The 26,968-nt window shown below is 63.9% G+C and carries 23 protein-coding genes; 13 read left to right on the top strand and 10 right to left on the bottom strand.

Annotated elements, in window-relative coordinates; translation table 11 throughout:
• Positions 1-41: 41 nt before the first annotated feature.
• Positions 42-395 (bottom strand): type II toxin-antitoxin system HigB family toxin, encoded by a 354-nt coding sequence (locus C163_RS01275; RefSeq protein ID WP_081742214.1) that lies wholly within the window; start codon positions 393-395, stop codon positions 42-44.
• Between the two features lie 177 nt (positions 396-572).
• Here C163_RS01275 and C163_RS01270 point away from each other — a divergent pair, with 177 nt between their 5' ends.
• A complete protein-coding gene (locus tag C163_RS01270; protein ID WP_025337349.1) occupies positions 573-779 on the top strand; it encodes a DUF3079 domain-containing protein in 207 nt (68 codons plus the stop codon).
• A gap of 152 nt (positions 780-931) precedes the next feature.
• Here the strand turns inward: C163_RS01270 and C163_RS01265 are convergent, their stop codons facing one another.
• Entirely contained in the window at positions 932-3,229 is a 2,298-nt protein-coding gene (locus tag C163_RS01265; RefSeq protein WP_025337348.1) for a TonB-dependent siderophore receptor, read from the bottom strand.
• 140 nt (positions 3,230-3,369) lie between these two features.
• On the opposite strand from C163_RS01265, the gene C163_RS01260 reads away from it, so the two are divergent.
• The 3 genes from C163_RS01260 (at position 3,370) to C163_RS01250 (ending at position 7,375) form a co-directional block, all read left to right on the top strand.
• Positions 3,370-4,089: a response regulator gene (locus C163_RS01260; RefSeq protein WP_025337347.1), complete on the top strand. Its 720-nt coding sequence runs from the start codon at positions 3,370-3,372 to the stop codon at positions 4,087-4,089.
• A gap of 1 nt (position 4,090) precedes the next feature.
• The gene (locus C163_RS01255; protein WP_025337346.1) at positions 4,091-5,479 is read left to right on the top strand and encodes an ATP-binding protein; all 1,389 of its coding nucleotides are present in this window, start codon (positions 4,091-4,093) and stop codon (positions 5,477-5,479) included.
• 228 nt (positions 5,480-5,707) lie between these two features.
• Positions 5,708-7,375 (top strand): FMN-binding glutamate synthase family protein, encoded by a 1,668-nt coding sequence (locus tag C163_RS01250; RefSeq protein WP_025337345.1) that lies wholly within the window; start codon positions 5,708-5,710, stop codon positions 7,373-7,375.
• 127 nt (positions 7,376-7,502) lie between these two features.
• Here C163_RS01250 and C163_RS01245 read toward each other — a convergent pair whose 3' ends face one another.
• Complete coding sequence (locus tag C163_RS01245) at positions 7,503-8,822, bottom strand: OprD family porin (protein ID WP_015268619.1); 1,320 nt, start codon at positions 8,820-8,822, stop codon at positions 7,503-7,505.
• A 504-nt stretch (positions 8,823-9,326) separates the two neighbouring features.
• Between C163_RS01245 and C163_RS01240 the strand changes: the two genes are divergently transcribed.
• Positions 9,327-11,405, top strand: coding sequence for a TonB-dependent siderophore receptor (locus C163_RS01240; protein WP_025337344.1), 2,079 nt, complete (start codon positions 9,327-9,329; stop codon positions 11,403-11,405).
• A gap of 133 nt (positions 11,406-11,538) precedes the next feature.
• Here C163_RS01240 and C163_RS27425 read toward each other — a convergent pair whose 3' ends face one another.
• Together C163_RS27425 and aguA are read right to left on the bottom strand one after the other, a co-directional pair.
• Positions 11,539-11,736 carry a hypothetical protein gene (locus tag C163_RS27425; RefSeq protein ID WP_080563721.1) on the bottom strand — a complete coding sequence of 66 codons (198 nt, stop codon included), beginning with the start codon at positions 11,734-11,736 and terminating at the stop codon, positions 11,539-11,541.
• Positions 11,737-11,921: 185 nt separating this feature from the next.
• Positions 11,922-13,028: an agmatine deiminase gene (aguA, locus tag C163_RS01235; protein WP_025337343.1), complete on the bottom strand. Its 1,107-nt coding sequence runs from the start codon at positions 13,026-13,028 to the stop codon at positions 11,922-11,924.
• A gap of 279 nt (positions 13,029-13,307) precedes the next feature.
• Between aguA and rfbC the strand changes: the two genes are divergently transcribed.
• Genes rfbC through C163_RS01215 form a run of 4 tightly spaced genes read left to right on the top strand, consistent with a single transcriptional unit; the run spans position 13,308 to position 17,568 of the window.
• On the top strand, positions 13,308-13,853 hold the full coding sequence (gene rfbC / locus C163_RS01230) for a dTDP-4-dehydrorhamnose 3,5-epimerase (protein WP_025337342.1): 546 nt from the start codon (positions 13,308-13,310) through the stop codon (positions 13,851-13,853).
• 42 nt (positions 13,854-13,895) lie between these two features.
• Positions 13,896-15,710 (top strand): ATP-binding protein, encoded by a 1,815-nt coding sequence (locus C163_RS01225; RefSeq protein WP_025337341.1) that lies wholly within the window; start codon positions 13,896-13,898, stop codon positions 15,708-15,710.
• On the top strand, positions 15,707-17,113 hold the full coding sequence (locus C163_RS01220; RefSeq protein ID WP_025337340.1) for a sigma-54 dependent transcriptional regulator: 1,407 nt from the start codon (positions 15,707-15,709) through the stop codon (positions 17,111-17,113). Before C163_RS01225 ends, C163_RS01220 begins: the two co-directional genes overlap by 4 nt.
• Positions 17,113-17,568: a YiiD C-terminal domain-containing protein gene (locus C163_RS01215; protein ID WP_025337339.1), complete on the top strand. Its 456-nt coding sequence runs from the start codon at positions 17,113-17,115 to the stop codon at positions 17,566-17,568. Before C163_RS01220 ends, C163_RS01215 begins: the two co-directional genes overlap by 1 nt.
• Before the next feature lie 156 nt (positions 17,569-17,724).
• Here C163_RS01215 and cysQ read toward each other — a convergent pair whose 3' ends face one another.
• Positions 17,725-18,543: a 3'(2'),5'-bisphosphate nucleotidase CysQ gene (gene cysQ / locus C163_RS01210; RefSeq protein WP_025337338.1), complete on the bottom strand. Its 819-nt coding sequence runs from the start codon at positions 18,541-18,543 to the stop codon at positions 17,725-17,727.
• Positions 18,540-19,106: an ADP compounds hydrolase NudE gene (gene nudE, locus C163_RS01205; RefSeq protein WP_015268611.1), complete on the bottom strand. Its 567-nt coding sequence runs from the start codon at positions 19,104-19,106 to the stop codon at positions 18,540-18,542. Before nudE ends, cysQ begins: the two co-directional genes overlap by 4 nt.
• Before the next feature lie 64 nt (positions 19,107-19,170).
• On the opposite strand from nudE, the gene yrfG reads away from it, so the two are divergent.
• Positions 19,171-19,833 (top strand): GMP/IMP nucleotidase, encoded by a 663-nt coding sequence (gene yrfG / locus C163_RS01200; protein ID WP_003257447.1) that lies wholly within the window; start codon positions 19,171-19,173, stop codon positions 19,831-19,833.
• 112 nt (positions 19,834-19,945) lie between these two features.
• Here the strand turns inward: yrfG and lysM are convergent, their stop codons facing one another.
• The gene (gene lysM / locus C163_RS01195) at positions 19,946-20,386 is read right to left on the bottom strand and encodes a peptidoglycan-binding protein LysM (RefSeq protein ID WP_023661080.1); all 441 of its coding nucleotides are present in this window, start codon (positions 20,384-20,386) and stop codon (positions 19,946-19,948) included.
• Between the two features lie 187 nt (positions 20,387-20,573).
• On the opposite strand from lysM, the gene fdhD reads away from it, so the two are divergent.
• The 3 genes from fdhD (at position 20,574) to C163_RS01180 (ending at position 24,556) form a co-directional block, all read left to right on the top strand.
• Positions 20,574-21,404: a formate dehydrogenase accessory sulfurtransferase FdhD gene (fdhD, locus tag C163_RS01190; protein ID WP_025337337.1), complete on the top strand. Its 831-nt coding sequence runs from the start codon at positions 20,574-20,576 to the stop codon at positions 21,402-21,404.
• A 5-nt stretch (positions 21,405-21,409) separates the two neighbouring features.
• Positions 21,410-23,755: an FdhF/YdeP family oxidoreductase gene (locus C163_RS01185; protein ID WP_025337336.1), complete on the top strand. Its 2,346-nt coding sequence runs from the start codon at positions 21,410-21,412 to the stop codon at positions 23,753-23,755.
• Between the two features lie 318 nt (positions 23,756-24,073).
• Positions 24,074-24,556: a glycine zipper domain-containing protein gene (locus tag C163_RS01180; protein ID WP_025337335.1), complete on the top strand. Its 483-nt coding sequence runs from the start codon at positions 24,074-24,076 to the stop codon at positions 24,554-24,556.
• A 54-nt stretch (positions 24,557-24,610) separates the two neighbouring features.
• Here the strand turns inward: C163_RS01180 and C163_RS01175 are convergent, their stop codons facing one another.
• Positions 24,611-25,051 carry a thioesterase family protein gene (locus C163_RS01175; protein WP_025337334.1) on the bottom strand — a complete coding sequence of 147 codons (441 nt, stop codon included), beginning with the start codon at positions 25,049-25,051 and terminating at the stop codon, positions 24,611-24,613.
• Between the two features lie 290 nt (positions 25,052-25,341).
• A complete protein-coding gene (locus C163_RS01170; RefSeq protein WP_025337333.1) occupies positions 25,342-26,883 on the bottom strand; it encodes a phosphoenolpyruvate carboxykinase in 1,542 nt (513 codons plus the stop codon).
• Positions 26,884-26,968 lie beyond the last annotated feature (85 nt).

Below are 26,968 nucleotides of genomic sequence, written 5' to 3'. Positions count from 1 at the left end.
TCACCTGTCGAATCGGTAGGTTTTGGGCAAGTGCCAGGCGGCTACCTGACATCGCTCTTGCACCACTTGTCGTACTCCGCGTGCGACAGAATGGCTTTGATATAGAGGGTGCCCGTTCGTGTGTTGAGCCATGCGATCAGACGGCATTCGTTTTTCTTGATATCGAACACATAGACATCAAGCGGCCCTTTTCGGCTGGAGGGCCTGAGTTTTGAACAAGGAATGCGGTCAACGTTCCAGCTAAAGGCGGTAGACCACGTATTCCTTAGCTGCTCAAAAGACTCGAAGCGCAGCGTCGCCCTATCAAAGGTCGTGAGCCACAGGCTCAGGGGGGCTTTCCACTGGGCGTGAGCTTCGATGGCTTTGGTAACCGCCGCTTTCGTTATCACCCGCATTGTGTTGTCCCGGCGTACCAAGGTGCCTACAGATTATTCCGGATCCAGATATCTGTAAAGCAGATATCTGGATCCGGAATATACGCTCCGCTGAGGGTCACCTGGATATTGATGTCGATCAAGCTGAGTAGCGGGCCGAGGTATAGGTTGGGCACATAGTCCTGAGGGAAGCTGACCATGGCCAAGAAATTCCCCACAAACCCCAGCCACCCGGAGCGCATCTGCTGGGGCTGCGACCTGTACTGCCCGGCCAAGTCACTGGCCTGTGGCAATGGGGCGAGTCGGACCATGCACCCGGTGGAACTGTTTGGTGAGGACTGGGACAGTTTCGAGGACCGGCTGGAGAAGCCGATTGAACAAGAGCAGGACACAAGGCCCAAGTGAGCTTTACGCAGTCCCTTGTAGGAGCGGCCTTGTGTCGCGAAAGGGCTGCGCAGCAGCCCCGGCAACTTGTGCATTTACGCCGAAATTCTGGGGCTGCTGCGCAGCCCTTTCGCGACACAAGGCCGCTCCTACACCTGGCTGCGCCAGCCAGATCAGAACGCTGTGCTGACCGTCAGCGACAGGTTGCGTGGGTCACCATAAATCGCCCCGGCATAGAACCCGTAGCGGGTGTAGTAGTGCTTGTCGAACAGGTTATTGGCGTTAAGGCTGACGCTGGTGTCGTCGGTCAGCTGGTACTTGGCCATGGCATTCCAGATGGCATAACCGGACCAATTCACATCAGTGGCACCGTTGCTCACACCATTGCTCGGCTGGCCCGCCGGGCTGGAGATTGCGCGGATGTTGCTCTGCGCAGTCACCCCGGCGCCCAGGGTCAGGCGGTCGAGCGGGCCGGAAAGGCGGTAGGTGGTCGAGGCCTTGAACAGGTGCGATGGGTCGCTGCGGCCGTCGCTGTCGACGCGGCGGAAGTGCAGGTAGGTGTAGCCGGCATACAGGTTCCAGCTGGGGGTCAGGGCGCCGGCGATTTCCAGGTCGATACCGTCGGTTTCCTGGCCGGAACCGGCCTTGTAGGCGTCACTACCGGTCGGGGTGGTGAGGTCGCCGTCGAGCACTGCCTTGTTTTCCTGCTTGGTGCGGAAGTACGCCGCCGAGGCGTTCAGGCGGCCATCGAACCACTCACCCTTGATTCCCGTCTCGTAGCTCTGCCCGCGAATCGGCTCGACCTTGCTGCCGCTACTGGTTTCAGCGGTTTGCGGGGTGAAGATGTCGGTGTAGCTGGCATACAGCGAGTAGTTGTCGTTGAGGTCGTACACGGCGCCCAGGTACGGGGTGACGATGCCGTTCTCTTCCTGGCTGGTACGTGCGCCAGCCACGCTGCGGGTGGTGGCCGAGTAGTTGCTGGTGCGCACGCCGAGGATGACCGAAAGTGGGTCGGTGATGCTCAGGCGGGTTGCCGCGTACATGCCCTGCAGGCGGGTGGTGGTCTTGCTGTGGCGGCCGGTGCGCGAGGCGCTGATGTTGTAGTCGTCATCCACGCCATTGCGCCAGTCGGTCAGCGGGAAGCCGTTGTTGGCGCGGAACTGGCAACCCAGCGCAGGCGCACTGGCCATGCCGTCGCCAACCATGGTGCAGGTGTATTCCGGCGACCAAGCCACGGTGCGGCTGTCGTTGTAGCCAACCATCGCCTGGTGGGTACGGCCGAACAGCTGGAACGGGCCGGACAGGTCGACCTGCGCCGACTGTTGGGTGGTGTCGGTGGAGCTGTGCAAGCCGTTGAGCACGGCACCGCTGCCATCCTGGTCCCAATAGCCGCCGTAGCTGCCACGGCCCGCCGAGTTGACCTTGGCCAGGCCGCGGTGGTTGAGGGTTTCGGCGGTGCTCTGGGCGGCTTTCAGGTTCAGCGTCCAGTCGTTGTCGAAGCGGTGCTCCAGCGAGCCGAACGCGGTGCGGGTGGTGTACTCGCCAAAGCTCCAGCTGGGTACCACGTTGGTGCTGCGCGGCAGGTCGGTCTTGCTGCCATCGCTGTACCAGATCGGGATGTTCGCACCCCAGCCACCGCCAACAATCTTGTTGTACTCGTACTGGTAGCCGGCGCCGAGGGTGGTGGCGTCGTCCAGGTCGAACTCGAAGTTGGCCAGCGCGGCGCGGGAGCGCTCGGACTGGTTGTCGCGGAATGAGTTGGCGTCCTGCTGGGTCATCACGAAGCGCGAACGCAGGCGGCCGTCTTCGGACAGCGGCAGGTTGAGGTCGGCGCCCAGGCGGCGCTTGTCCCAGCTGCCGTAGGTGGCATAGGCGCTACCGCCGAACGTCCTGGTCGGTGCCTTGCGGATCAGGTTGACGGTGGCCGACGGGTCGCCGGTACCGCCCAGCAGGCCGTTGGCGCCGCGCACGATGTCGATGCGCTCGTACAGGTCCATGTTCAGTGCGTTGCCGCCGCCACTGAAGTCGGAGCCGCCCTGGAACTGCAGGCCATCGACCTTCCAGTTGCTGATCGAGTAACCACGGGCACGGTAGTCGGTACGCCCGCCCACTTCGGACTTGCTCGCGGTCACGCCTGGGGTGGTTTCCAGCGCTTGCTCGATGGTGTGGATGTCGCGGTCATCCATCTGCTGGCGGGTAATGGTGGTGACCGACTGCGGCGTCTGGCGCGGCGTCAGGGCCAGGCCGGTGGAGCTGCGGGTGCTTTCGACCGTGTAACCCAGCTGGCCGGCTTCGTCGGCAGGCAGCAGGGCGCTGTCTTCGATCTGCGTGGCCTCCAGTTCCAGCGGCTTGCTGTCGGCAGCTATCGCGCCACCGCTGACGGCCACGGCAATGAACAGGGCCAGCGGTTTGAGGCGCGTGCCGCCTCGGCTGATGGAGGGGAAGGCGTTCGGGGTGCTCTCGGAGTTCATTTGGGAAGGCTTCGTATTTGCAGATGATTTTTTGTTAGGATTCTAGGGATCGGCCCCCCGGGCTCCAGATCCGGCTTGTACGGGGATGTAATCGAACGTAACGAGCGCCACCGGCCCTCACCGAACAGGTGTTTTTCTGCATGAGCACAACTTTGCTTGTTGTCGACGATGACGACGAGATCCGCGAACTTCTTTGTGATTACCTGACAGATGCCGGCTATAACGTGCTGGCAGCGGCTGACGGCGAGCAGATGCGCGAACAACTGGCCAGGCACAAGGTGGAACTGGTGGTGCTGGACCTGATGCTGCCGGGCGAAGACGGCCTGAGCCTGTGCCGCCAGCTGCAAGCCACGCCGGGGCTGGCGGTGATCATGCTGTCGGCCAAGGGCAGCACGCTGGACCGCATCATCGGCCTGGAGGTGGGTGCCGATGACTACCTGGCCAAGCCCTTCGAGCCACGCGAGCTGATCGCCCGGATCAAGGCCGTGCTGCGTCGTCCGCAACGCCTGGATGCCCCCGCCGAAGAGCCGGTAGAAGATGCCCAGCTGTTCGCCGGCTTCCGCCTGGAACACGTGAAGCGCCTGCTCACCCGCCCCGATGGCGAGACCCTGACCCTGCCCCGCTCCGACTACCGGGTACTGCGCGAACTGCTGGAAGCCAACAACCGCGTGGTGTCCCGCGACCAGCTGACGCGCAGTGCATTCGGCCGCGACCACCTGCCCGACGACCGTTCGGTGGACATGTGCGTCAGCCGCCTGCGCCAGCACCTGCGCCACGCGCCGGCGGGTGCCGCGCAAATTCTCACTATCCGCAACGAAGGCTATTTGCTGAGCATCGCCGCCAACGGGGCCGATACCTGACATGCGCTGGCTGCGCCGGCTGTGGCCACGCACGTTGTTCGGCCAGTTGCTGCTGATCATGGTCAGCGGCACCGTGCTGATCCAGTTGATGTCCAGCAGCATCTGGTTCGATGTGCGTTTTGCCCAGGTTCTCGAGGCCCCTGTCCGGCTGATTGCCGCACGCAGCGCGCCGTTGATCGCCCAGGCCGACTGCCGTGCCGGTGCACTGCAGGCGCCAGCGCATTACCAACTGCGTTGCAGCGAAGCCCTGCCCACGCCGGTGCAGGACGAGCGCCGCGGGCGCAGGCGTGTCGAGCTATTGCTGCACCAGGCCCTCGAGTACGAGTTGGGGCATGCCCAGGACGTGCGCCTGATGAAGGTGCAGCTGACCGACGAACAGGGCCAGCCGATCGTCTGGCGCAGCCTGTTCGGCCTGCGCACGGCCCAGGCGCATTTGCAGTTCGCGGTGCCGTTGGCCGATGGGTACTGGCTGACCATCGAGGGCCAGGAACTGCAAGGCTGGAGCGGTGAGTCGGCCTGGGTGCTGATCAGCGATTACCTGTTGCGGGTGTACGCGCTGCGCATCGTCGCGGTGTTGCTGGTGTGCCTGATAGCCGTGCGCCTGTGCCTGCGCCCGCTGCGGCGCCTGGCCGATGCCGCGCGCGGCCTGGGCAGCAACCTCGAGCAGCCGCCCTTGGCGCTGGATGGCCCGGAGGAAGTGCGCCAGGCGGCCCAGGCCTTCAACGCCATGCAGCAGCGGCTGATCGCGATGGTCAACGACAAGGCCTACTTCCTGGCCGCCGTGTCCCACGACCTGCGCACCCCGCTGACGCGCATGCGCCTGCGCCTGGAGCGCCTGCCGGACGACGAAAACCGGCAGCGCCTGCGGCAGAACATTGCGCAGATGGACAACATGATCGGCCAGGTGCTCGATTACCTGCGCGCGGGGGAGCAACAGAACTTGCAGCAGGTAGACCTGGACCGGCTGGTGGTGCGCCAGTGCGCGGAGTTGGCCACCGCCGAAGAGCCACTGCCGGTGCATGGCCAGGCGGGTAGCCTGCGGGTCGATGCCCTGCTGCTGCAGCGCTGCCTGCAGAACCTGCTGGTCAATGCGTTGCGTTATGCCAAGGAGGTTTCGGTCACGCTGGAACAGGCGACCACGGGGGTGTTCATCCATATCGATGACCGCGGCCCGGGGATTGCTCCGGGCCTGCTGGCGACCATCATCGACCCGTTCGTGCGTGGTGAAGGGTCGCGCAACCAGGCGTCCGGGGGGTATGGGCTGGGGTTGAGCATCGCCCAGCGGATTGCTGCCAGCCATGGGGGCGAGTTGCTGCTGGCGAACCGCGAGGGGGGTGGGTTGCGGGTCAGCGTGTTGCTACCCAATCAGCCTTTACGCGCCCCCTTGTAGGAGCGGCCTTGTGTCGCGATGGGCTGCGCAGCAGCCCCGGATCCTGGAGTTGATGCAAAGAGTGCCGGGGCCGCGTCGCGGCCCTTTCGCGACACAAGGCCGCTCCTACAAAGGACCGCATTAGCCTGGAAATACGCGATCAGGTAACAGTCTTTTACCGATTACCCAGGTTTTCCCCTCCCCGCCTTTGCCTATCCTATGCCCGGTCATCCTGCCTGCGATGGACCCATGAAACATTCTCTACCCAGCCGCTACGCCTGCCTCGCCCTCTGCCTGCTGTTCACCTTCGCCAGCCTGCCGCTGCTACCCCAGCATGCCTGGCTGTGGCCGTTGACACTGATCACCGCGCTGCTCAGCCTGGTCGGCCTGAACGACCTGCGGCAAAGCCACCACGCCGTGCGCCGCAACTACCCGATCCTGGGCAACATCCGCTACCTGATCGAAACCATCCGCCCGGAAATCCGCCAGTACCTGATCGAGGGCGACGACGACAAGCTCCCGTTCTCCCGCTCGCAGCGTTCGCTGGTCTACGCCCGGGCCAAGAACGAAAGCGCCGAGAAGGCCTTCGGCACCCTCAACGATGCCTACAAGCCCGGCTTCGAGTTCATCAGCCATTCCATGCTGCCAGTGGCCACGCCAGACCCGGCATCGTTCCGCATCGCCATCGGCGGGCCGCAATGCCGCCTGCCCTACTCGGCATCGATCTTCAATATCTCGGCCATGAGCTTCGGCGCCCTCAGTGCCAACGCCATCGCTGCCCTGAACCGCGGTGCACGCATGGGCCGTTTTGCCCATGACACCGGCGAAGGCAGCATCAGCCCGTACCACCGCGAACATGGCGGTGACCTGATCTGGGAGATCGGCAGTGGCTACTTCGGCTGCCGCACCGAGGACGGCCGCTTCGACCCACAGCGCTTCGCCGAGCAGGCGCGCTCGCCGCAGGTGAAGATGATCGAGATCAAGCTCAGCCAGGGCGCCAAGCCGGGCCACGGCGGCATCCTGCCGGGGCACAAGGTCAGCCCCGAAATTGCCGCCACCCGTGGCGTGCGCGTGGGCGAGGATTGCATCTCGCCGGCGGCGCACAGTGCCTTCCGTACCCCGGTCGAGTTGCTGCAGTTCGTTGCCAGCCTGCGCGAGCTGTCGGGCGGCAAGCCGGTGGGGTTCAAATTCTGCCTGGGCCACCCTTGGGAGTTCATGGGCATTGCCAAGGCCATGCTGGCCACTGGCATCACTCCGGACTTCATCGTCGTCGATGGCAAGGAAGGCGGCACCGGTGCGGCGCCACGCGAGTTCAGCGACAACATGGGCGTGCCGATGCGCGAGGGCCTGATGTTCGTGCACAACACCCTGGTCGGCCTGAACCTGCGCGCCAGTATCCGCATTGGCGCGGCAGGCAAGATCGTCAGCGCCTTCGACATCGCCAGCGTGCTGGCCATCGGGGCGGACTGGGTCAACTCCGCGCGCGGCTTCATGTTCGCCATTGGCTGCATCCAGTCGCAGAGCTGCCATACCAACAAATGCCCGACCGGCGTGGCCACGCAAGACCCGCTGCGCCAGCGCGCGCTGGTGGTGCCGGACAAGGCCGAGCGGGTGGCCAGCTTCCACCGCAACACGCTGCATACGTTGGCCGAAATGTTGGCTGCCGCAGGCCTGGAACACCCTTCGGAGCTCAAGCCCAAGCACCTGGCGCGGCGTATCAGCCCCAGCGAAATCGGGCTGTTCTCGGACCTGCACACGTTCCTCAAGCCGGGCGAATTGCTCAGTGGCTCGATTGAAAGCGAGTTTTATGCGCGGATGTGGCAGATGGCGCGTAGTGACAGCTTTGCGCCGGAGACTGGGGAGGGAGAGGTGAAGGTTGCTGGGGTGCGGCGCAGGGAAGTGGTGGAGACGGCGTGAAAGCCGGGGGCCGCTTTGCGGCCCTTTCGCGACACAAGGCCGCTCCTGCAGGAGTACGCAATCTCATGTAGGAGCGGCCTTGTGTCGCGATGGGCTGCAAAGCAGCCCCTAGGCCATCAGATCAGGATCAGAAGATGCTGATCGGGTACTCGACGAATACGCGGACTTCGTTGCCGTCGTCGTTGTAACCGTTCTGCTGCACGGCGTTGTTGGTACGCACGAACGAGCTACGCAGCTTGATCGACAGGTCCTTGGCCGGGCCGTCCTGCACCACGTAACGGATCTGGTTGAAGATCTCGCGCTCTTTACCTTCACCGAAGCCCTGCGGGTTGTCGACGTTACGGGTGTTGATGTTGTCACCCACCACGTAGGCCAGCTTGTAGGTCAGGCCCGGGATGCCGTAGGCACCGAAGTCCAGGCCGTAGCCCAGCTGCCAGGAGCGCTCGTCTTCGGCGTTGAAGTCGGACCAGTACGAGTTGGCCAGGTAGATGGTCGAACCACCGTCACCCACGCCACCCTCGTTCTGGTACCAGCCGTAGTTGTAGCCGGTGCTGCCGGTGCTGCGCTGGTGGGCGATGGTGAACGAGTGCGCACCGAACGCGTAGGTAGCTGCCAAGCTCCAGATGGTGTTGGAGTCGCCGTTGAGTTTGGCGCTCTTGACGAACTTGTTGTCGATGTCCGACTTGTAGCCGTTGAAGTCCAGGGTCAGGGACTGGTCGTTGGCGATCGGGAAGACGTAGTTCAGGCCCAGGTAGTGCTTCTTCATCACGTCTTCGTTGTCGGCGGTGTACAGCGAAGCGGTGAAGTTGTCGGTGAACTTGTAGCTACCACCGAGGACGTTGATCGACTTCAGGCCACCACCGTCACGGCGCTCGGCGCTCTTGCGCGCTTCCTGGGTGAAGCGGCCGGCGTTCAGTTCCAGGCCCTGGATCTCTTTGGAGGTGATCAGGGTACCGGTGAAGCTTTCTGGCAGCAGACGGGCGTCGTCGTACTGCAGCACTGGCAGTGCCGGCATCTGGTCACCGTACTTGAGCACGGTGTTGGAGATGCGGAACTTCACTGCAGCGCCACCACGGGCCAGGTTGTGCGGCGAGTTGGCATTGCCGTTCTCGTCCTTGAAGTCCGAAGGCTTGAAGAAGTCGACACCGGCGCCACCGTTGTGGCCCTTGCCGCCGTCCAGACGCACGGCGTACAGGCCGAATGCATCGACGCCGACACCGACGGTGCCCTGGGTGAAGCCGGAGGAGAAGTTGGCGATGACGCCCTGGCCCCATTCGATCTGGTCGTCGGTGCCGTGCTTCTTGTCACGATTGATGTAGGCGTTACGCAGCAGGACGTTGGCGTGGCTGTCCTCGATGAAGCCTTTGCTGTCGGCCTGATCATTGGCCTGTGCCTGGGTCGCGGCGATCATCGCCAGGGCGACCAGGCTGATCCTGGTTTTCAACATGTTGTTTTCCTTATTTCTTAATCAAAAACGCTCTGCAATATGACGCCAGGAACCAACGCCCCTTCGTAGGTTCGACGCTATGCGGATCCAGACTGGAAGGCCTGCCGGTAATCACACGGCGGCCTCTGGCAGCAGCATGGCCAAGATCATGGCCAGCAGGCGTTGGCCGAATCCTAGCCGTGTGCGATTACAAATGTCAAAAAGTCGTGAAATGCAGGTTGATATAACCAAAATTGCCTGTGGGTCTGGTGCATTTCCATGCAGGTTTGCGCAATCAGCGGACAATTTATCTTGTGTAGGAAATAGCCTTTTGATCGAACGGACAATTTCCGGTGAGGGCGCTTTCGCAGCACAAGGCTGCTCCTACCCGGAAACGCGGCGCAGCAGCGACCGTAACAAACTGACACAGATGTAATGACAACCCTTTACAAATACTCAAGCAAGAGCAAATAACAAGCATTACCATCCGCACCTCTTTTTCACCTGCTCGATCCGGATGTGCCCATGCTTGTACCCTGCCGTCTTTCACCCCTGACGCTTGGCCTGTCGCTGCTGTTCGGCGCCAGCCTGACCAGTGCCGCCACCACCACCCTGCCGGAACTGTCGGTAACCGCCGACAGTGAGCGCGAAGAGGACAACCCGCGGGTCAAGGAGGTAAGCACCGCGACCCGCACCTCGACGCCGGTACGTTATGTGCCGCAGGCCATCGACACGGTGAAGACCGTCAACGTGCTGGATTACGGCAGCAACACCCTGGGCAAGGCGCTGGAAGGCATCCCCAACGTCAGCAGCGGTGCCGACACCCGCTTCGACAGCGTGCGCATCCGCGGCTTCGAAGCCAGCAACGACTTCTACCTGGACGGCATTCGCGACGACAGCCAGTACATCCGCGACCTGCATAACATCGAGCGGGTCGAAGTGCTCAAAGGGCCGGCAGCGGTGCTGTATGGCCGTGGCAGCCAGGGCGGTATCGTCAACCGGGTGAGCAAGGCGCCGGAGCACGGCCGCCGCTCGAGCATCGAGGCGCAGGCCGGCAGCGAAGACCTGCGCAGCCTGTATGCCGACCTCAGTGCCGACCCCAGCGACACCGTCAGCCTGCGCCTGAACATGGGCAACCAGGACAACAACAGCTTCCGCGACGGCATCGACGGCAGCCGCCAACTGTTCGCCCCGTCGATCAGCTGGCAGGTCACCCCCGACCTGAACTGGCTGGTGCAATACGAATACAGCCGCTACAACCGCACCCCGGACCGTGGCATCCCCGGGGTCAACGGCCGCCCGGCCGATGTCAGCCGCAGCACCACCTATGGCGACACCCAGCGCGACTACATCGACGACCGCGCCCAGTCACTGCGCTCGCGCCTGAACTACCAGCTGAACGAAACCTGGCAGCTGCGCCATACCCTGGGCCTGTTCAAGCTCGACAGTGAGTTCGACAACACCTACGTCACGGGCTACGACGCCAGCACCGACACCTTGACCCGCCAGCGCTGGCAGCAGGACCTGAACACCCGCAACCTGTTCAACACCCTGGAGGCCGAGGGCGACTTCGACACCCTGGGCCTGGAGCACAAGCTGTTGCTGGGCCTGGAGTTCGGCAACCAGAAGCGCGACCCGGTGCTGTACAAAGCGGTCGACCAGAAGCTGCAGGGCCTGGGCAAGCCCGGCCGCGACCAGCAGCTCAATGGCCCGATGACGTTGTTTAGTGACAACCATACCGTGGTCGATAGCCGCGGCCTTTATCTGCAAGACCAGATCCGCCTGAACGATCAGTGGCAGGTACTTGCCGGCGTACGCTTCGACCAGTTCGACGTGCAGACCACCAACAAGGATGGCCTGAGCGAAACACAGGACAGCAACAGCACCAGCCCACGCCTGGGTGTGGTCTATACACCGTGGCGCGACCATTCGTTCTATGCCTCGTGGAGCAAGACCTTCTCGCCGGTTGGCGGCGGTCTGATCGGCATCACCCCGGGCGCGAAGGGCAACGGTAACGACGCCAAGCCGGAAGAAACCCGCCAGAAGGAAATCGGCGTGAAAAGCGACTGGCTCGACCAGCGCCTGACCACCACCCTGGCCATCTACGAGCTGGAACTGTACAACCGCCGCACCCGCGACCCGCTTGTCCCGGAAAACATCTTGCTCAGCGGCATGCAGCGTTCGCGCGGTATCGAGCTGACCGCCACCGGCAACATCGTTGGCAACTGGTACGTGCGCGGTGGTATCGGCCTGCAGGACGCGACCATCGTCAAGGACAACAACGGCCAGGAAGGCAACCGCATCAATGACGTGGCCAAGCGCAACGGCAGCCTGTTCGTGACCTGGAAACCGGAACTGGGCTGGTACGCCGAAACCGGCCTGACGCTGGTGGGCGAGCGTTATGCGGACAACCAGAACACCACGGTGCTGCCGGGGTATGGCCGCTGGGATGCATTGGCGGGGTACCGCACGCAGGACTGGGATGTGCGGGCGGCGCTGAGCAATATCACCGACAAGACCTACTACAGCTCGGCGACCAGTGCGGCGCAAATCCAGGTGGGTGACCCGCGTAGCCTGGTGGTGACTGGCAGCTACAGCTTCTGATTTTTATTGCCTGTGCCGGCCTCTTCGCGGGCTCGCCCGCTCCCACAGGGGCACCACATGCCTCGAAGCCTGTGAAGTACCTGTGGGAGCGGGCATGCCCGCGAAGAGGCCGGTACAGGTAATACCGATTCGATCAGTGCCACACCGCCATCAGCGCCTGCATTTCTGCTTCGCTGATCAGCCCTTGGGGGTATCGTCCGGCAAGCAGACGTCGTGGGTCGGTCGTCCTGACCCTGATGCTTCCATGGTGTTTCAACCACTTCGCCACAAGCCTGAGCGATTGGTGATTCACTGCCGATGGGCGCAAAGCCGACTCACTTGCTGCGTTCATCTCTACACGTACTCCCTGGCCCGTGAGCGGCTAATCTACGTAAGGATTGTTACAGATCCGAGAGCGCGGCATGGCCGAGCTATCTGACTGAAAACAATACAAAACATATGCCAGCACAGGCCTGCGGACTGCCCCGGAAACAAAAAAGGCCCGTCATCTGACGGGCCCCTTCATTCACCGTGCGCTCAACGCTTGACCGGTGCCGGCTGCTGCTGGGTCAGGCAGTGGATGTTGCCACCGCCCAACAACAACTCGCGACCTGGGATCATCACCACCTCGTGGTCGGGGAAGATCTTCGCCAGAATCGCTCTGGCCTCGGCATCTGCCGGGTCGTCGAAGCTTGGCGCGATGATGCCGCCGTTGACGATCAGGAAGTTCACGTACGAGCCGGCCAGGCGCACCGACGGGTCACGCTCCTGGCTGCCGGCCACCTGATCGACACCGGCACACTCTTCGGCGGTGGCGAACAGCGGGCCCGGGATCGGCATCTTGTGCACGATGAACTCGCGGCCCTTGGCATCGCGGGTGTTCTTCAGCACCTCCATGGCGGCATGGCAGCGTGCATAGTTGGGGTCGTTGGAATCATCGGTCCAGGCCAGTAACACTTCGCCCGGGCGCACGTAACAGCAGAAGTTGTCGACGTGGCCATCGGTCTCGTCGTTGTACAGGCCATCCGGCAGCCAGACCACGGTGTCCACCGCCAGCTGGTCGCGCAGCACCGCTTCGATCTGCTCGCGGTTCAGGTGCGGGTTGCGGTTGCGATTGAGCAGGCATTCTTCGGTGGTGATCACGGTGCCTTCGCCGTCCACGTGGATCGAGCCGCCCTCGAGCACGAAACCTTCGGTGTGGTAGCGCTGGCAGCGCTCCATTTCCAGGACCTTGGCTGCCAGCTCCTCGTCACGGTTCCACGGTGCGTACAGGCCGCCGTCAAAGCCGCCCCAGGCATTGAAGCCCCAGTCCACGCCACGCACTTCACCCTGGTCGTTGATGACGAAGGTCGGGCCGGTGTCACGCACCCAGGCATCGTCGTTGCTGATCTCGACCACGCGGATGTTCGGCTGGTCGAGCTGGCGACGGGCATTTTCGTACTGGCCAGCGGAAACCGCGACGGTTACCGGCTCGAAGCGGGCAATGGCCTTGGCCAGGGTCACATGGGCAGCCTGCGCCGGCTTGCCGCCCAGGCGCCAGTTGTCCGGCCGCTCCGGCCAGACCATCCACACCTGGGTTTGCGGGGCCCACTCGGCGGGCATGTGGAAACCATCGGCACGGGGAGTGGAGTTGAGGGTTTTCATGATTGACCTCTGTGATGGCCCTGAGCCGGACTGTGCTGGGGCGTTTGTCAATTTATAACCGATATATATCGATATTTGAAGCCCGATAATCGGGAAATCTATGAGCGAATACCGCTAGTAAATCGATAACAATCGAAACATACGCAACCTTGGCCGAGAACCAAAGCCGCACGACCTCTACCATAGCCAGCCCTTGTGAATGCCGTTGAAGCCCAAGGCGGAAAAAACGGCCAGACCGGCTAGGGTCAATACATGAGCAGAACGGGCCAGCGAACCGCCATGAACATCATCCCTACCGCGATCCCTGAAGTACTGATCATCGAGCCAAAGATTTTTAGTGACAGCCGTGGTTTTTTCTTCGAGGCGTTCAACGCCCGTGAGTTCGCCCGGCAAACCGGCGTGAATGTCGAGTTCGTTCAGGACAACCACTCGCGCTCCATCAAGGGTGTGCTGCGTGGTCTGCACTACCAGGTGGAAAACACCCAAGGCAAGCTGGTGCGCGTGGTGCAGGGGGAAATCCGTGATATTGCCGTGGACGTGCGCAAGAGCTCGCCAACCTTCGGCCAATGGGTCGCGGTGCAGCTGTCGGCCGACAACCATCGCCAGTTGTGGATTCCGCCCGGCTTCGCCCATGGCTTTGCGGTGATGAGCGAGTCGGCCGAGTTTCTCTACAAGACCACCGACTACTACAACCCGGGCGCCGACCGCTGCATCCGCTGGGATGACCCGACGCTGGCCATCGACTGGGGGCTGCAGCAGCCACCGGTGCTGTCGGACAAGGACAAGCTCGGCCTGCCACTGGCAGAGGCGGAACTGCTGCCTTAACTAGCGCATAATTGCGGCAGACTTTTCTGGCGCCTTTACGTGATGATTGCAAAACCCACGCCCCCACGCCGTCCCCGCTGGCGCAGCCTGGCCCTGTTGGCCCTGTGCCTGGCCCCATTACTGTGGCCCCTGCATCACCTGGCCGAACGTTACTACCAGGAAGAACTGGCCTCGCAGAACCGCCAGACCCTCGACCTGTACGTCGCCAACCTGCTCGGTACCCTGCACCGCTACGAAACCTTGCCGCAGATTCTCGGCGACCTGCCGGCGCTGCGCGGGGTGCTGGCCGACCCGTTCCGCCTGGAAGCGGTGACCAATGCCAACCGCCTGCTCAAGGACATCGTCCAGCAGACTGGCGCCGAGGTGATGTACCTGATGGACGTCAGCGGCAACACCCTGGCCGCCTCCAACTGGGACAAGCGCGACAGCTTCGTCGGCCGCAACTTCGCCTTCCGCCCCTACTTCAACGAAGCCATGGCCGGCCGCCTGGGGCGCTTCTTTGGCCAGGGCACCACATCGGCCAAGCGCGGTTACTTCTTCGCCGCCGCCGTGCGAGACCGTGAACGCATCGTTGGCGTACTGGTGGTCAAGGTCGACCTCGACCATACCGAAACCCTGTGGGGCCGAACCCCCGAGCAGCTGTTGCTGACCGACCACAATGGCGTGGTCATCCTGACCTCGCGGCCCGACTGGCGCTTCCGCGCGACCCGCGCGCTGACCGAGGCCGAGCGCCAGGCCATCATCGCCATCCAGCCCTACCCGACCCAGGCCCCGCAACCGCTGGTGCTGAACCAGGATGCCTGGATCAGCCAGACCCGCGACATCAAGGAAACCGGCTGGCAGGTCAGCATCCTCGCCCCGCGCATGCTGGTCGACCGTTCGGTGCAAACCGTGATGGCCATCGGCGCTGGCACCCTGCTGGTGCTGATGCTGCTGGCCGGCCTGGTGATGCAGCGGCGCCGTCACTACATCGACCGGATCGACTTCGAGGCACGTGGGCGCCAGGAACTGGAAAAACGCGTGGCCGAGCGCACCGCCGACCTCGAAGGCCTGAACACCCGGCTCAAGAGCGCCGTGCTGGAGCGCGAGAACGCCCAACAGGAGGCCGTGCGCGCCCAGGACGAACTGGTGCAGGCCGGCAAGCTGTCGGTGCTCGGCACCATGTCGGCCAGCATCAGCCACGAACTCAACCAGCCGCTGGCCGCCATCCGCAGCTACGCGGAAAACGCCGAGATCCTGCTCGACCACCAGCGTACCGAAGACGCCCGCGGCAACCTCAAGCTGATCGGCGAGCTGACCGGGCGCATGGCCTCGATCATCGCCCATCTGCGCGCTTTCGCCCGCCGTGACCGCCATGCCCCGGAGAGCGTGGCCCTGCAGCCGGCCCTGGACGATGCCCTGGCGCTGCTGGCCAAGCGCCGCCGGGCGATGGCCGTGGAGCTGATCCGCGACCTGCCGGAAGCCACCTTGTGGGTACAGGCCGGCGAGACCCGCCTGCGCCAGGTGCTCGGCAACCTGCTGGCCAATGCCCTCGATGCCCTGACCGAAAAGGCCAACCCGCGCCGCCTGTGGCTAAGTGCCGAGCAGCGCGATGACTGCGTCTACCTGTACATTCGCGACAACGGCCCCGGCTTCAGCCGCCAGGCCCTGGAGCACGCCAAGGAGCCGTTCTTCACCACCAAGACCCGCACCCAAGGCCTGGGCCTGGGCCTGGCCATCTGCGAAAGCCTGATGCGCGCGCTGGGCGGTGAACTGCTGCTGGCCAACCACCCGGAGGGTGGCGCACTGCTGACCCTGCAGCTGCGTGTGGCCGCGCCTGGCGCTACTTTGCCCAATTCGGAGGACCCCTCGGCATGACCACCGAGACACTGATCGACAGCCGAGCCCAGGTCATCCTGGTCGATGATGACCCGCACCTGCGCCAGGCCCTGAGCCAGACCCTGGACCTGGCCGGCCTCAAGGTGGTCGCCCTGGCCGATGCCCAGGGCCTGGCCGAACGCATCGAGGCCGACTGGCCCGGGGTGGTGGTCAGCGACATCCGCATGCCGGGCATCGATGGCCTGCAGCTGCTGGAACAACTGCACGGCCGTGACAACGAGTTGCCGGTGCTGCTGATCACCGGCCACGGCGATGTGCCGCTGGCGGTGCAGGCGATGCGCGCCGGCGCCTACGACTTTCTGGAAAAGCCCTTTGCCAGCGATGCCCTGCTGGACAGCGTGCGCCGCGCCCTGGCCCTGCGCCGCCTGGTGCTGGACAACCGCAGCTTGCGCCTGGCCCTGAGCGATCGCCAGCAACTGGCCACCCGCCTGGTGGGCCAGTCGCCGTCCATGCAGCGCCTGCGCGAGCAGATCGGCGCCCTGGCCGGCACCCGCGCCGATGTGCTGATCCTGGGTGAGACCGGTGCCGGCAAAGAGGTGGTGGCCCGCGCCCTGCACGACCTGTCCAGCCGCCGCGACGGGCCGTTCGTGGCGATCAACGCCGGCGCACTGGCCGAGTCGGTGGTCGAAAGCGAGCTGTTCGGCCATGAGCCTGGGGCGTTCACCGGCGCGCAGAAACGCCGCATCGGCAAGTTCGAGTTCGCCAACGGTGGCACGCTGTTCCTCGACGAAATCGAGAGCATGAGCCTGGATGTGCAGGTGAAACTGCTGCGCATGCTGCAGGAACGGGTGGTCGAGCGCCTGGGTGGCAACCAGCTGATCCCGCTGGACATCCGCATCATCGCCGCGACCAAGGAAGACCTGCGCCAGTCGGCCGACCAGGGGCGTTTCCGCGCCGACCTGTATTACCGCCTGAACGTGGCACCGCTGCGTATTCCACCGCTGCGCGAACGCGGCGATGACATCCTGGTGCTGTTCCAGCACTTCGCCGACGCCGCCAGCCAGCGCCATGGCCTGCCGCCACACGCCCTGCAGCCGGCCCAGCGCGCCATGCTGCTGCGTCACGACTGGCCCGGTAACGTACGCGAGCTGCAGAACGCCGCCGAGCGTTTCGCCCTTGGCCTGGAACTGGCCCTGGACGGCCAGGCGCCACCTGCGGCAATGCCTGCGGTACCGATGCCGAGCGGCAACCTCAGCGAACAGGTCGAGCAGTTCGAACGCTCGCTGATCGCTGCCGAACTGGCCCAGCCACACAGCTCCATGCGCAGCCTGGCCGAGGCGCTGGGCATCCCCCGCAAGACCCTGCACGACAAGCTGCGCAAGCATGGCTTGAGCTTCGACGGCGGTAGCGGCGGGCATGACGATCAAGAGGACAACCGTTAATGAACACCGATAGCCAGTACTTGCAGTCCGTCCTGCACGGCGACATCCCCCTGACCCGCGAAATGGGCCTGGAAGTGCTCGATTGGCAGCAGCACACCCTGCGCCTGCAATTGCCGCTGGCGGCCAACGTCAACCACAAAAGCACCATGTTCGGCGGCAGCCTGTACTGCGCCGCGGTGCTGGTGGGTTGGGGCTGGCTGCACCTGCGCCTGCGCGAGTTGGGGATCGATGACGGGCATATCGTCATCCAGGAAGGGCAGATCAGTTATCCGTTGCCGGTTACCGGGGCGGCGGTGGCGCGCTGTGCGGCGCCGGATGAAAAGACCTGGGAGCGGTTCTTGACCATGTACCAGCGCCGCGGGCGGGCACGGTTGACGCTGGAGACCACGGTGAGCAATGCCGGTGGTGACGAGCCTGCTGTAACCTTCAGCGGCCAGTACGTGCTGCACCGCTGAAACCAATGGACTGTCGCGACTCCTGTAGGAGCGGCCTTGTGTCGCGATCGGGCCGCGAAGCGGCCCCGGCAATTAATGCGGCAATGCTGAAACCCTGGGGCCGCGCTGCGGCCCGATCGCGACACAAGGCCGCTCCTACACGATCATGTCCGCCTGTCAGATCAGGCTCAGGAAGGCTTGGCGCCACGCAGCATTTGCCGGCAATGCCAGGAAATGCGGGTTGAGCAACGACTCCCGCGCCGGGTACCGGAACGGCAAGCCATCCAGCCCGATTACCTCCCCACCAGCCCCTTCCACCACGCCCTGCGCCGCCGCGGTATCCCACTGCGAGGTCGGTGCAAGGCGCGGATAGCAATCGGCGCTACCCTCGGCCAACAGGCAGAACTTCAGCGAACTGCCGATATTGGCCAGCTCCAGCTCACCCACCGCAGCCCCCAACCCAGCCAACAAGGCTTCCTGTTCCGGGCTGGAATGGCGACGGCTGGCAACCACGGTGAAACGCCCACCCGCCGGCGGCGCATTGCGTACCTGGATCGCCTGGGCGACCTCACCCGCGTCTGTACGCCAGGCGCCCAACCCGCGACCACCGAAGTAGCAGCGCCCGTTGGTCGGCATGGAAACCACGCCAAACACCACCTCGCCGTTTTCGACCAGCGCGATGTTGACCGTGAACTCTTCGCTGCCGGCAATGAATTCCTTGGTGCCGTCCAGCGGGTCGACCAGCCACCAGCGGCTCCAGCCCTGACGCTCGGCCAGCGGAATGTTGCAGTCCTCTTCGGACAGCACCGGGATCTGCGGCGCCAGCGCCAGCAGGCCATCGGCAATCACCCGGTGCGCCGCCAAGTCGGCGGCGGTGACCGGCGAATCGTCGGCCTTGTTGGTCACGGCCACATCGGCGCGCCAGAACGGCAAGATCGCTTCGCCCGCCAACAGGGCCAGCTTGACCACTTCGTGCATCAATTGCAGGTCGTTCATGCTTCCAGCAGCCCCCGCTGAATCAGCAGGTCACGCGCCAGGTACAACGCCGCCAGGGCACGCCCCTCGGTGAACTGCGGGTGCATGGCCAGGGCCGAAAGTTCGCGCAGGTTGACCTTGTCGACCCGCATCGGCTCCGGCTCGTCGCCCTCCAGGCGCTCCTCGTAGAGATCGCTGGCCAGCACCACCTGGATCTTCTGGCTCATGTAGCCCGGCGACAGCGACAGCTCGGTCAGGTGCTCCAGCTGGCGCGCGCCAAAACCGGCCTCTTCCTTGAGCTCCCGGTCGGCTGCCGCCAGCACGTCCTCGCCCGGCTCGATCAGGCCCTTGGGCAGCGACAGCTCGTATTCGTCGGTGCCGCCGCAGTATTCCTCCACCAGCACCGCGTGCTCGGCATCGAGCATGGCCACGATCATCACCGCGCCGTAGCCATTACCCCGGCCCACCAGGCGCTCGTAGGTACGCTCGTTGCCATTGCTGAAGCGCAATTGCACGGCTTCGACGCGAAACAGGCGGCTGCTGGCGACGATTTCGCGGCTGAGGACGGTGGGTTTCTGGCGCATGGGGCGGCTCCTTGGCGTGAACGGGTTACTATACCGTGGCTTGCCGACTGATCGAGAGTTTCCCATGCCTGTTCTTCCCTGGTCTGCCATCGATACCGTCCTGCTGGACATGGATGGCACCCTGCTTGACCTGCATTACGACAACCGCTTCTGGCTGGACCACCTGCCCCAGCGCTATGCCGAGCTGCACGGGGTCAGCCGGGCCATGGCGGAAATGGAGCTGCAGCCGCTGTTCGAACGCAATGCCGGCACGCTGAACTGGTATTGCCTGGACTTCTGGAGCCGCGAACTGCGGCTGCCGATCCGCGAGCTGAAACAGGAAATCGCCGACCTGATCGCCCTGCGCCCGGATGCCGATACTTTCCTTGCCGCGATCCGCGACGCAGGCAAGCGCGTGGTGATGATCACCAATGCGCACCGGGATTCGCTGTCGCTGAAGCTGGAGCGGGTGGAGCTGGCGCCGTATTTCGAACGGCTGATCAGCTCGCATGACTATGGCTACCCGAAGGAAAGCCCGCAGTTCTGGGACGCATTGCAGGCGGACATCGGCTTTGAACCGGAGCGCAGCCTGTTCATCGATGACACCCTGGCGATTCTGCGCAGTGCGCGACGGTTTGGCGTGGGGCATCTGCTGGCGGTGCGCCAGCCGGATAGCCAGGCAGGGCCGCGGGATACCGAAGAGTTTGCGGCGGTCGAGGATTACCGGGAGCTATTGGTCGGCCTGTGAGGCCCCATTCGCGGGCATGCCCGCTCCCACAGGTACAGCGCCACATTCACGGCTGGCGCTGTACCTGTGGGAGCGGGCGAGCCCGCGAAAAGGCCGGTACAGGCTGCAGAGATCAGTCAGGAATACGCAACACCTGCCCCGGATAGATCTTGTCCGGGTGCTTGAGCATCGGTTTGTTGGCCTCGAAGATCTTCTGGTACTTGTTGGGGTCGCCATACACCTTCTTCGAAATGGCGCTCAACGTATCACCCTTCTCCACCGTCACGAACCGCGCGGCCTGGGCCACCGGTCCGGTCACGGTGATCTGATCATCGACACTGGCCACGCCAGCGACGTTGCCCGCCGCCAGGATGATCTTCTCCTTCTCCTCCTGGCTGGCCACCTCACCCTTGAGGATGATCGTGTCTCCCTCTACAGTGGCCGTGATATTCGGGTTACCCAGGCCGACACTTTCCACGTGTTTCTTCAGCTGCTCTTCGGCATTGGCATTGCCGGGGGTCAGCAGGTCGATCAACTTCTCGCCCGCTTCCTTGACGAAACTGAACAAGCTCATAGCGCTCTCCTTGTTGACGAAACCTCGGACACAGCAGTCTAGGCCAGCTTTTCCCCTACCGCCCCCATGCGACCAATCGACGCGGTCTATCAAGGCATAGACCCTAGCGATTAGACGCCGCCGGCCCGCACGCCTAGGCTTGTGCTATCTGAACGCTGCCGATAGCCCCGATGAAAAGTCAGCCCCGATGAACAGCAAACCTCCGGTCTGCGCGGCCTCATCGCCCTTGACCATGCCCGCCGCCAGCAACACCTACGATTACGTCCAGCTCAATGACGCCAGACGCGACACCACGCCCCTGGCCGAAGAAGTGGCCCTGGCCATTGTCTACAACGGCCTGAACCAGGCGGTGATGCTGGTCAGCCCAACCGACCTGGAAGACTTCGCCGTCGGCTTCAGTGTCGGCAGCGGCATAGTGGAAGGCACCACGGAAATCTACGACCTGAAACTCTCCGGCAGCGGCTCGGCAATGTATGCCGACCTGGAGATTTCCAGCCGTGCGTTCTGGAACCTGAAAAACCAGCGCCGCCAGCTGGCCGGCACCAGTGGTTGCGGCCTGTGCGGGGTCGAAGCGCTGGAGCAGGCACTGCCAGAGCTGGCCAAGCTGCCTGGCGCACCCTTGCCACCGGCGCAATGGCTGGTCGGCCTGCGTGAGCGCATCGATGCCTTCCAGCCCCTCGGCCAGCACTGCGGCGCGGTGCATGCGGCGCTGTTCATGGACCGCCACGGCGAACTGCTGCTCGGCCGCGAAGACATCGGCCGGCACAATGCCCTCGACAAGCTGATCGGCGCCTTGCTGCGCCAAGGCATCGACAGCCAGGGTGGCCTGGCCATCGTCACCAGCCGCTGCAGCCTGGAGCTGATCCAGAAGGTGCTGCGGGCCGGTATCCAGACCCTTGTCAGCCTGTCGGCGCCCACCGGCCTTGCCCTGCAATGGGCGCGCAAGCACAACCTCAACCTTATCCATCTGCCCAAGCACAGCGCACCGCGGGTCTACAGCCCAGCGGCGGAGTCGTAACAGTCGTGACCTCGTACCAACACCTCCCGGACAACGCCCCAGCCTCCTCCCCTCGCTACAAGCCCTACCACGGCCCCGCCGGTGGCTGGGGCGCGCTGCGCAGCGTGGCCAAGGCCTGGGTTGGCAGCGATAACGCGCTGAAGAACATTCGCGCGCTGCTCAAGACCAACCAGAACGGCGGCTTCGATTGCCCCGGCTGCGCCTGGGGCGACTCGCCGGAAAGCGGCATGGTCAAGTTCTGCGAGAACGGTGCCAAGGCAGTGAACTGGGAGGCGACCAAGCGCCGCGTCGATGCCGCCTTTTTCGCCCGCTACAGCGTCACTTCGCTACTGCAGCAGAGCGACTACTGGCTGGAGTACCAGGGGCGCCTGACCGAGCCGATGGTCTATGACGCGTCCAGCGACCGCTACCAGCCGATCAGCTGGGACGCCGCCTTCACCCTGATCGCCCGCGAGCTGAACAAGCTGGCCAGTCCTGACCAGGCCGAGTTCTACACTTCGGGGCGCGCCAGCAACGAAGCAGCGTACCTGTACCAATTGTTCGTGCGGGCCTACGGCACCAACAACTTCCCCGACTGCTCGAACATGTGCCACGAGGCCAGCGGCGTGGCCCTGGGGCAAAGCGTCGGGGTCGGCAAGGGCACCGTCACCTTCGACGACTTCGAGCACGCCGACGCGATTTTCGTCTGGGGCCAGAACCCCGGTACCAACCACCCGCGCATGCTCGACCCGCTGCGCGATGCGGTAAAGCGCGGTGCCCAGGTGGTGTGCATCAACCCGCTCAAGGAGCGTGGCCTGGAGCGCTTCCAGCACCCGCAGAACCCGCTGGAAATGCTGACCAATAGCGACCGGCCGACCAACACCGCATTCTTCCGCCCGGCCCTGGGCGGCGACATGGCGCTGCTGCGCGGCATGGCCAAGTTCGTCCTGCAATGGGAACGCGAAGCCCAGGCCAACGGCGAACCGGCAGTCTTCGACCACGCCTTCATCGCCGAACATGGCCATGGCGTCGACGACTACCTGGCGGTAGTGGATGCCACCCCGTGGGAGCACATCCAGGCCCAGTCCGGCCTGGCGCTGGCCGACATCGAACTGGCCGCGCGCATGTACTGCCGTGGCAAGCGGGTGATCATGTGCTGGGCGATGGGCATTACCCAGCACCGCCACTCGGTGCCGACCATCCAGGAAATCGTCAACCTGCAAATGCTGCGCGGCAATATCGGCGTGCCAGGCGCAGGCTTGTGCCCGGTGCGTGGTCACAGCAACGTGCAGGGTGACCGCACCATGGGCATCAACGAGCGCCCGCCGGCGGCCCTGCTGGACGCCATCGAGCAGCGCTTCGGCTTCCCCGTGCCCCGGCACAACGGCCACAACACCGTCGAGGCGATCCACGCCATGCTCGACGGCCGCGCCAAGGTATTCATCGGCCTGGGCGGCAACTTCGCCCAGGCAACGCCAGACACCGAGCGTACCGCCCAGGCACTGCGCAACTGCGAGCTGACCGTGCACATCAGCACCAAGCTCAACCGCAGCCACCTGGTGCACGGCAAGCAGGCACTGATCCTTCCGTGCCTGGGGCGCACCGACATCGACCTGCAGGCAGAAGGGCCACAGGCGGTAACGGTAGAGGACTCGTTCAGCATGGTCCACGCCTCCAATGGCCAGCTCAAGCCGCTGTCGACGCAGATGCGCTCGGAGCCTGCGGTCATCGCCGGTATCGCCGCCGCCACCCTGGGCAAGAAGCCCGTGGACTGGCACTGGCTGGTGGCTGACTACGACCGTATCCGCGAGCTGATCGGCGACACCATCGCTGGCTTCAGCGGCTTCAACCAGCGCCTGCGCGAGCCGGGCGGTTTCTACCTGGGCAACAGCGCTGCCAGCCGCGAATGGAATACCAGCACCGGCCGCGCCAACTTCAAGGCCAACCTGCTGCCCGACACGCTGCTCGACGAGCGTGTACGCGCCAGTGGCCAGGTGCCTGACCTGATCATGCAGTCGATGCGCTCGCACGATCAGTACAACACCACCATCTACGGCCTGGACGACCGCTACCGCGGCGTGCGTGGCCAGCGCGAGGTGCTGTTCGCCAACGAAGCCGACATCATCCGCCTGGGCTTCCAGCCGGGGCAGCAAGTCGACATCGTGTCGTTGTGGGGGGATGAGCATGTGCGCCGTGTGCACGGCTTCACCCTGCTGGCCTTCGACATCCCGGCCGGGCAGGCAGCGGCGTACTACCCGGAAGTGAACCCGCTGGTGCCGCTGGAAAGCATTGGCGATGGCAGCCATACGCCGACGTCGAAGTTCATCGCCATCAAGCTGGAGCGGGCGCGGGACGACGGGCGCATCCTGTAGGAATGGTGTTGGCCTCTTCGCGGGCACGCCCGCTCCCACAGGAGTTCCACATGTTTCGATTCCTGTGCTGTACCTGTGGGAGCGGGCGTGCCCGCGAAGAGGCCGGAAGCCATGTCGCCAAAAACGAAAAAAGCCCTGTTCCATAGCGGTTCAGGGCTTCGTCATAAAGGTCTCAGACAGCGAAAAAACGATAAAGTTTCACAGTAAATACAGTAAGTTAGAGAATTGTGTACAACTCGTGTTACTCGTCGGATTTCCGTTGCCAGGCGTGCCTGCAAGGCTCAAAAATCGCCCCGTCATCCTTATGAGGCTCTCTTGATGAAGAAGTACTCCTCGATACTGTTGTTGTCTTTCAGCTTGCTCAGCGGCGTTGCCATGGCAGGCGGCACCACCGAGGCCGGCATTGGCGGCGCATTGGGTGGGGTACTGGGCTCAGTGGTGGGCAACTCCATCGGTGGTAGCACCGGCGGCGCCATTGGTGCCGGTCTGGGCGGCGCGGCTGGCGGTGCCTTGGGTGCCGACAAGCGTCAACGTGGCGAAGCCGCTATCGGCGGCGCGCTGGGCGCAGCAGGCGGTAACGTGGTCGGCCGCTCCGTGGGCGGTACTACCGGTAGCTACATTGGCGCAGCAGCCGGCGGTGGTGCCGGTGGCGCACTGGGTAACTACATGGGTAAAGAGGCCGACAGAGACGATTACCACGAAGGCCGCCGCTACCGTCGTGGCTATGACGACGACCGCCGCCACTGGGACCGTGGCCACCACTACGGCCATCGCAAGCACAAGCGCCACTGGCGCGACTAACGCCTGAGGCCTTGCCCCGGCAACAAAAGCCCCGCCCCTGCCAGCGGGGCTTTTTTATGCCTGCTGTTCCAGCAGTACGCCAGACAGGATCACCTGCAGCGCCTCTGGCAATGCCACTGGCCGGCCATTGGCGCGTTCGATGAACACCTGCACCACCGTGCCTGCCGCACACGCCTCCGGCTCGCCTGGGCGGAACAGGGCCAGGCGGTACTCCACCGTACTGCACGCCAGGCGTGCCACCCCCAGCCCCACTTCCAGCACGTCCGGGAAGCCTGGCAGCGCGTAGAAATCCGCCGCCGAACTGACCACGAAGGCCGCCAGCTCGCCGTCCCGCAGGTCCAGCTCGGCCTGTTCGACGAGGAACGCCTGGATGGCGGTTTCGAAGAAGCCATGCACGGTGGCACCGGCGATGTGGCCGTTCAGGTCATTATCCTGGGGGCGGGTGAGGATGGGGTGGAAGTGGGAGAAGGCAGTGCGCTGAGGGGATTCGGTCATCTGGCTGGCTCTTGTCTTCGCGATGGATGCTGACAGTGAAACAGAAAAACCGGATTTCCGCTGCTTGTGCCGGCCTCTTCGCGGGTCGCGATCCTCTGTAGGAGCGGCCTTGTGTCGCGATGGGCCACAACGCGGCCCCGGGGGTTTCAGCTTCCATGCCTGAATTGCCGGGGCTGCTTTGCAGCCCATCGCGACACAAGGCCGCTCCTACAAGAGACTGCACCCGCCGGGAATCAGAAAACAAAAAAGCCGCCCCAAGGGGCGGCTTTCTCGTTGCGGGCGGGTGCAGCTTACAGCTGCGGGCCAGCGGCCTTGATGGCGTCGGAAACTTCGAACTTCTTGAAGTTTTCGATGAACAGCTTGGCCAGGCCTTTGGCGGCCTCGTCGTAGGCAGCCTTGTCAGCCCAGTTGGTGCGCGGGTTGAGCAGCTCGGTATCAACGCCCGGAACGGCCTTCGGCACGTCCAGGTTGATGATGTCCAGGTGCTCGGTTTCGGCACCGATCAGCGCGCCGCTCTGGATCGCAGCGATCACGGCACGGGTGGTCGGGATGCTGAAGCGCTTGCCAACGCCGTAGCCACCGCCGGTCCAGCCGGTGTTGACCAGGTAGACCTTCGAGTCGAAGCCCTTGATACGCTTGATCAGCAGCTCGGCGTACTCGCCAGCCGGGCGCGGGAAGAACGGTGCGCCGAAGCAGGTGGAGAAGGTCGACTTGATGCCGCTGCCCGAACCCATTTCGGTGGAACCGACCAGCGCGGTGTAGCCGGACAGGAAGTGGTAGGCCGCCTGCTCGTTGTTCAGGATCGAAACCGGAGGCAGAACACCAGTCAGGTCGCAGGTCAGGAAGATGACTGCGTTCGGCTCGCCGCCCAGGTTCGCTTCGGAACGCTTGGCAACGTGCTCCAGCGGGTAGGCCGCACGGCTGTTCTGGGTCAGGCTGACATCGGTGTAGTCGGCGTGCTTGTTGGCGTCGAGTACGACGTTTTCCAGCACGGCGCCATGCTTGATGGCTTTCCAGATGACCGGCTCGTTCTTCTCGGACAAGTCGATGCACTTGGCGTAGCAACCGCCTTCGATGTTGAAGACCACGCCCTCGCCCCAGCCGTGCTCGTCGTCACCGATCAGGTAACGGCTTTCGTCGGCCGACAGGGTGGTCTTGCCGGTGCCGGACAGGCCGAAGAACAGGGTCACATCGCCTTGTTCGCCGATGTTTGCCGCGCAGTGCATTGGCAGCACGTCGGCAGCCGGCAGCAGGAAGTTCTGCACCGAGAACATGGCTTTCTTCATTTCGCCGGCGTAGCGCATGCCAGCGATCAGCACCTTCTTCTGGGCGAAGTTGATGATCACGCAACCATCGGAGTTGGTGCCGTCACGCTCAGGCTCGCACACGAAGTTGGCGACGTTGAGGACCTGCCACTCGCCACGGCCCGCCGGGTTGTACTGCTCCGGGTTGATGAACAGGCAACGGCCGAACAGGTTCTGCCAGGCAGTCTGGGTGGTCATCTTCACCGGCAGGTAGTGCTCGGCGGCAGCCCCTACGTGAACGTAGGAAACGAAGTGATCCTGGGCGTTGTTGAACGCCTCGACGCGGTCCCACAGGGCATCGAACTTGTCGGCCGGGAACTTGCGGTTGATCGGGCCCCAGGAAATGGCGTCCTGGGTGGAAGGCTCTTCGACGATGAAACGGTCAGCCGGCGAACGGCCAGTACGGTGACCGGTCTCCACGACCAGTGCGCCAGTATCGGCTAGTACGCCTTCACCGCGTTGCAGCGCTTCTTTTACCAGCTCATCGACGCTCAGGTCGGTGTACACGGTGTTGTTGGCTTGCGTCATGAGATACCCCATCCGGCCCGAGGCCGAGTGCTCCAAACGTTTTGTAGTTGTCTTGAAAAAACTACTACAGCGAAAAAAGTGGCCG

Origin of the sequence: Pseudomonas sp. FGI182 (genome assembly GCF_000511325.1) — a bacterium.
In the GTDB taxonomy this organism is placed as follows: domain Bacteria; phylum Pseudomonadota; class Gammaproteobacteria; order Pseudomonadales; family Pseudomonadaceae; genus Aquipseudomonas; species Aquipseudomonas putida_Z.
Note: the sequence above shows the minus strand (reverse complement) of the source record. Positions and strands in the feature narration are given on the sequence as shown.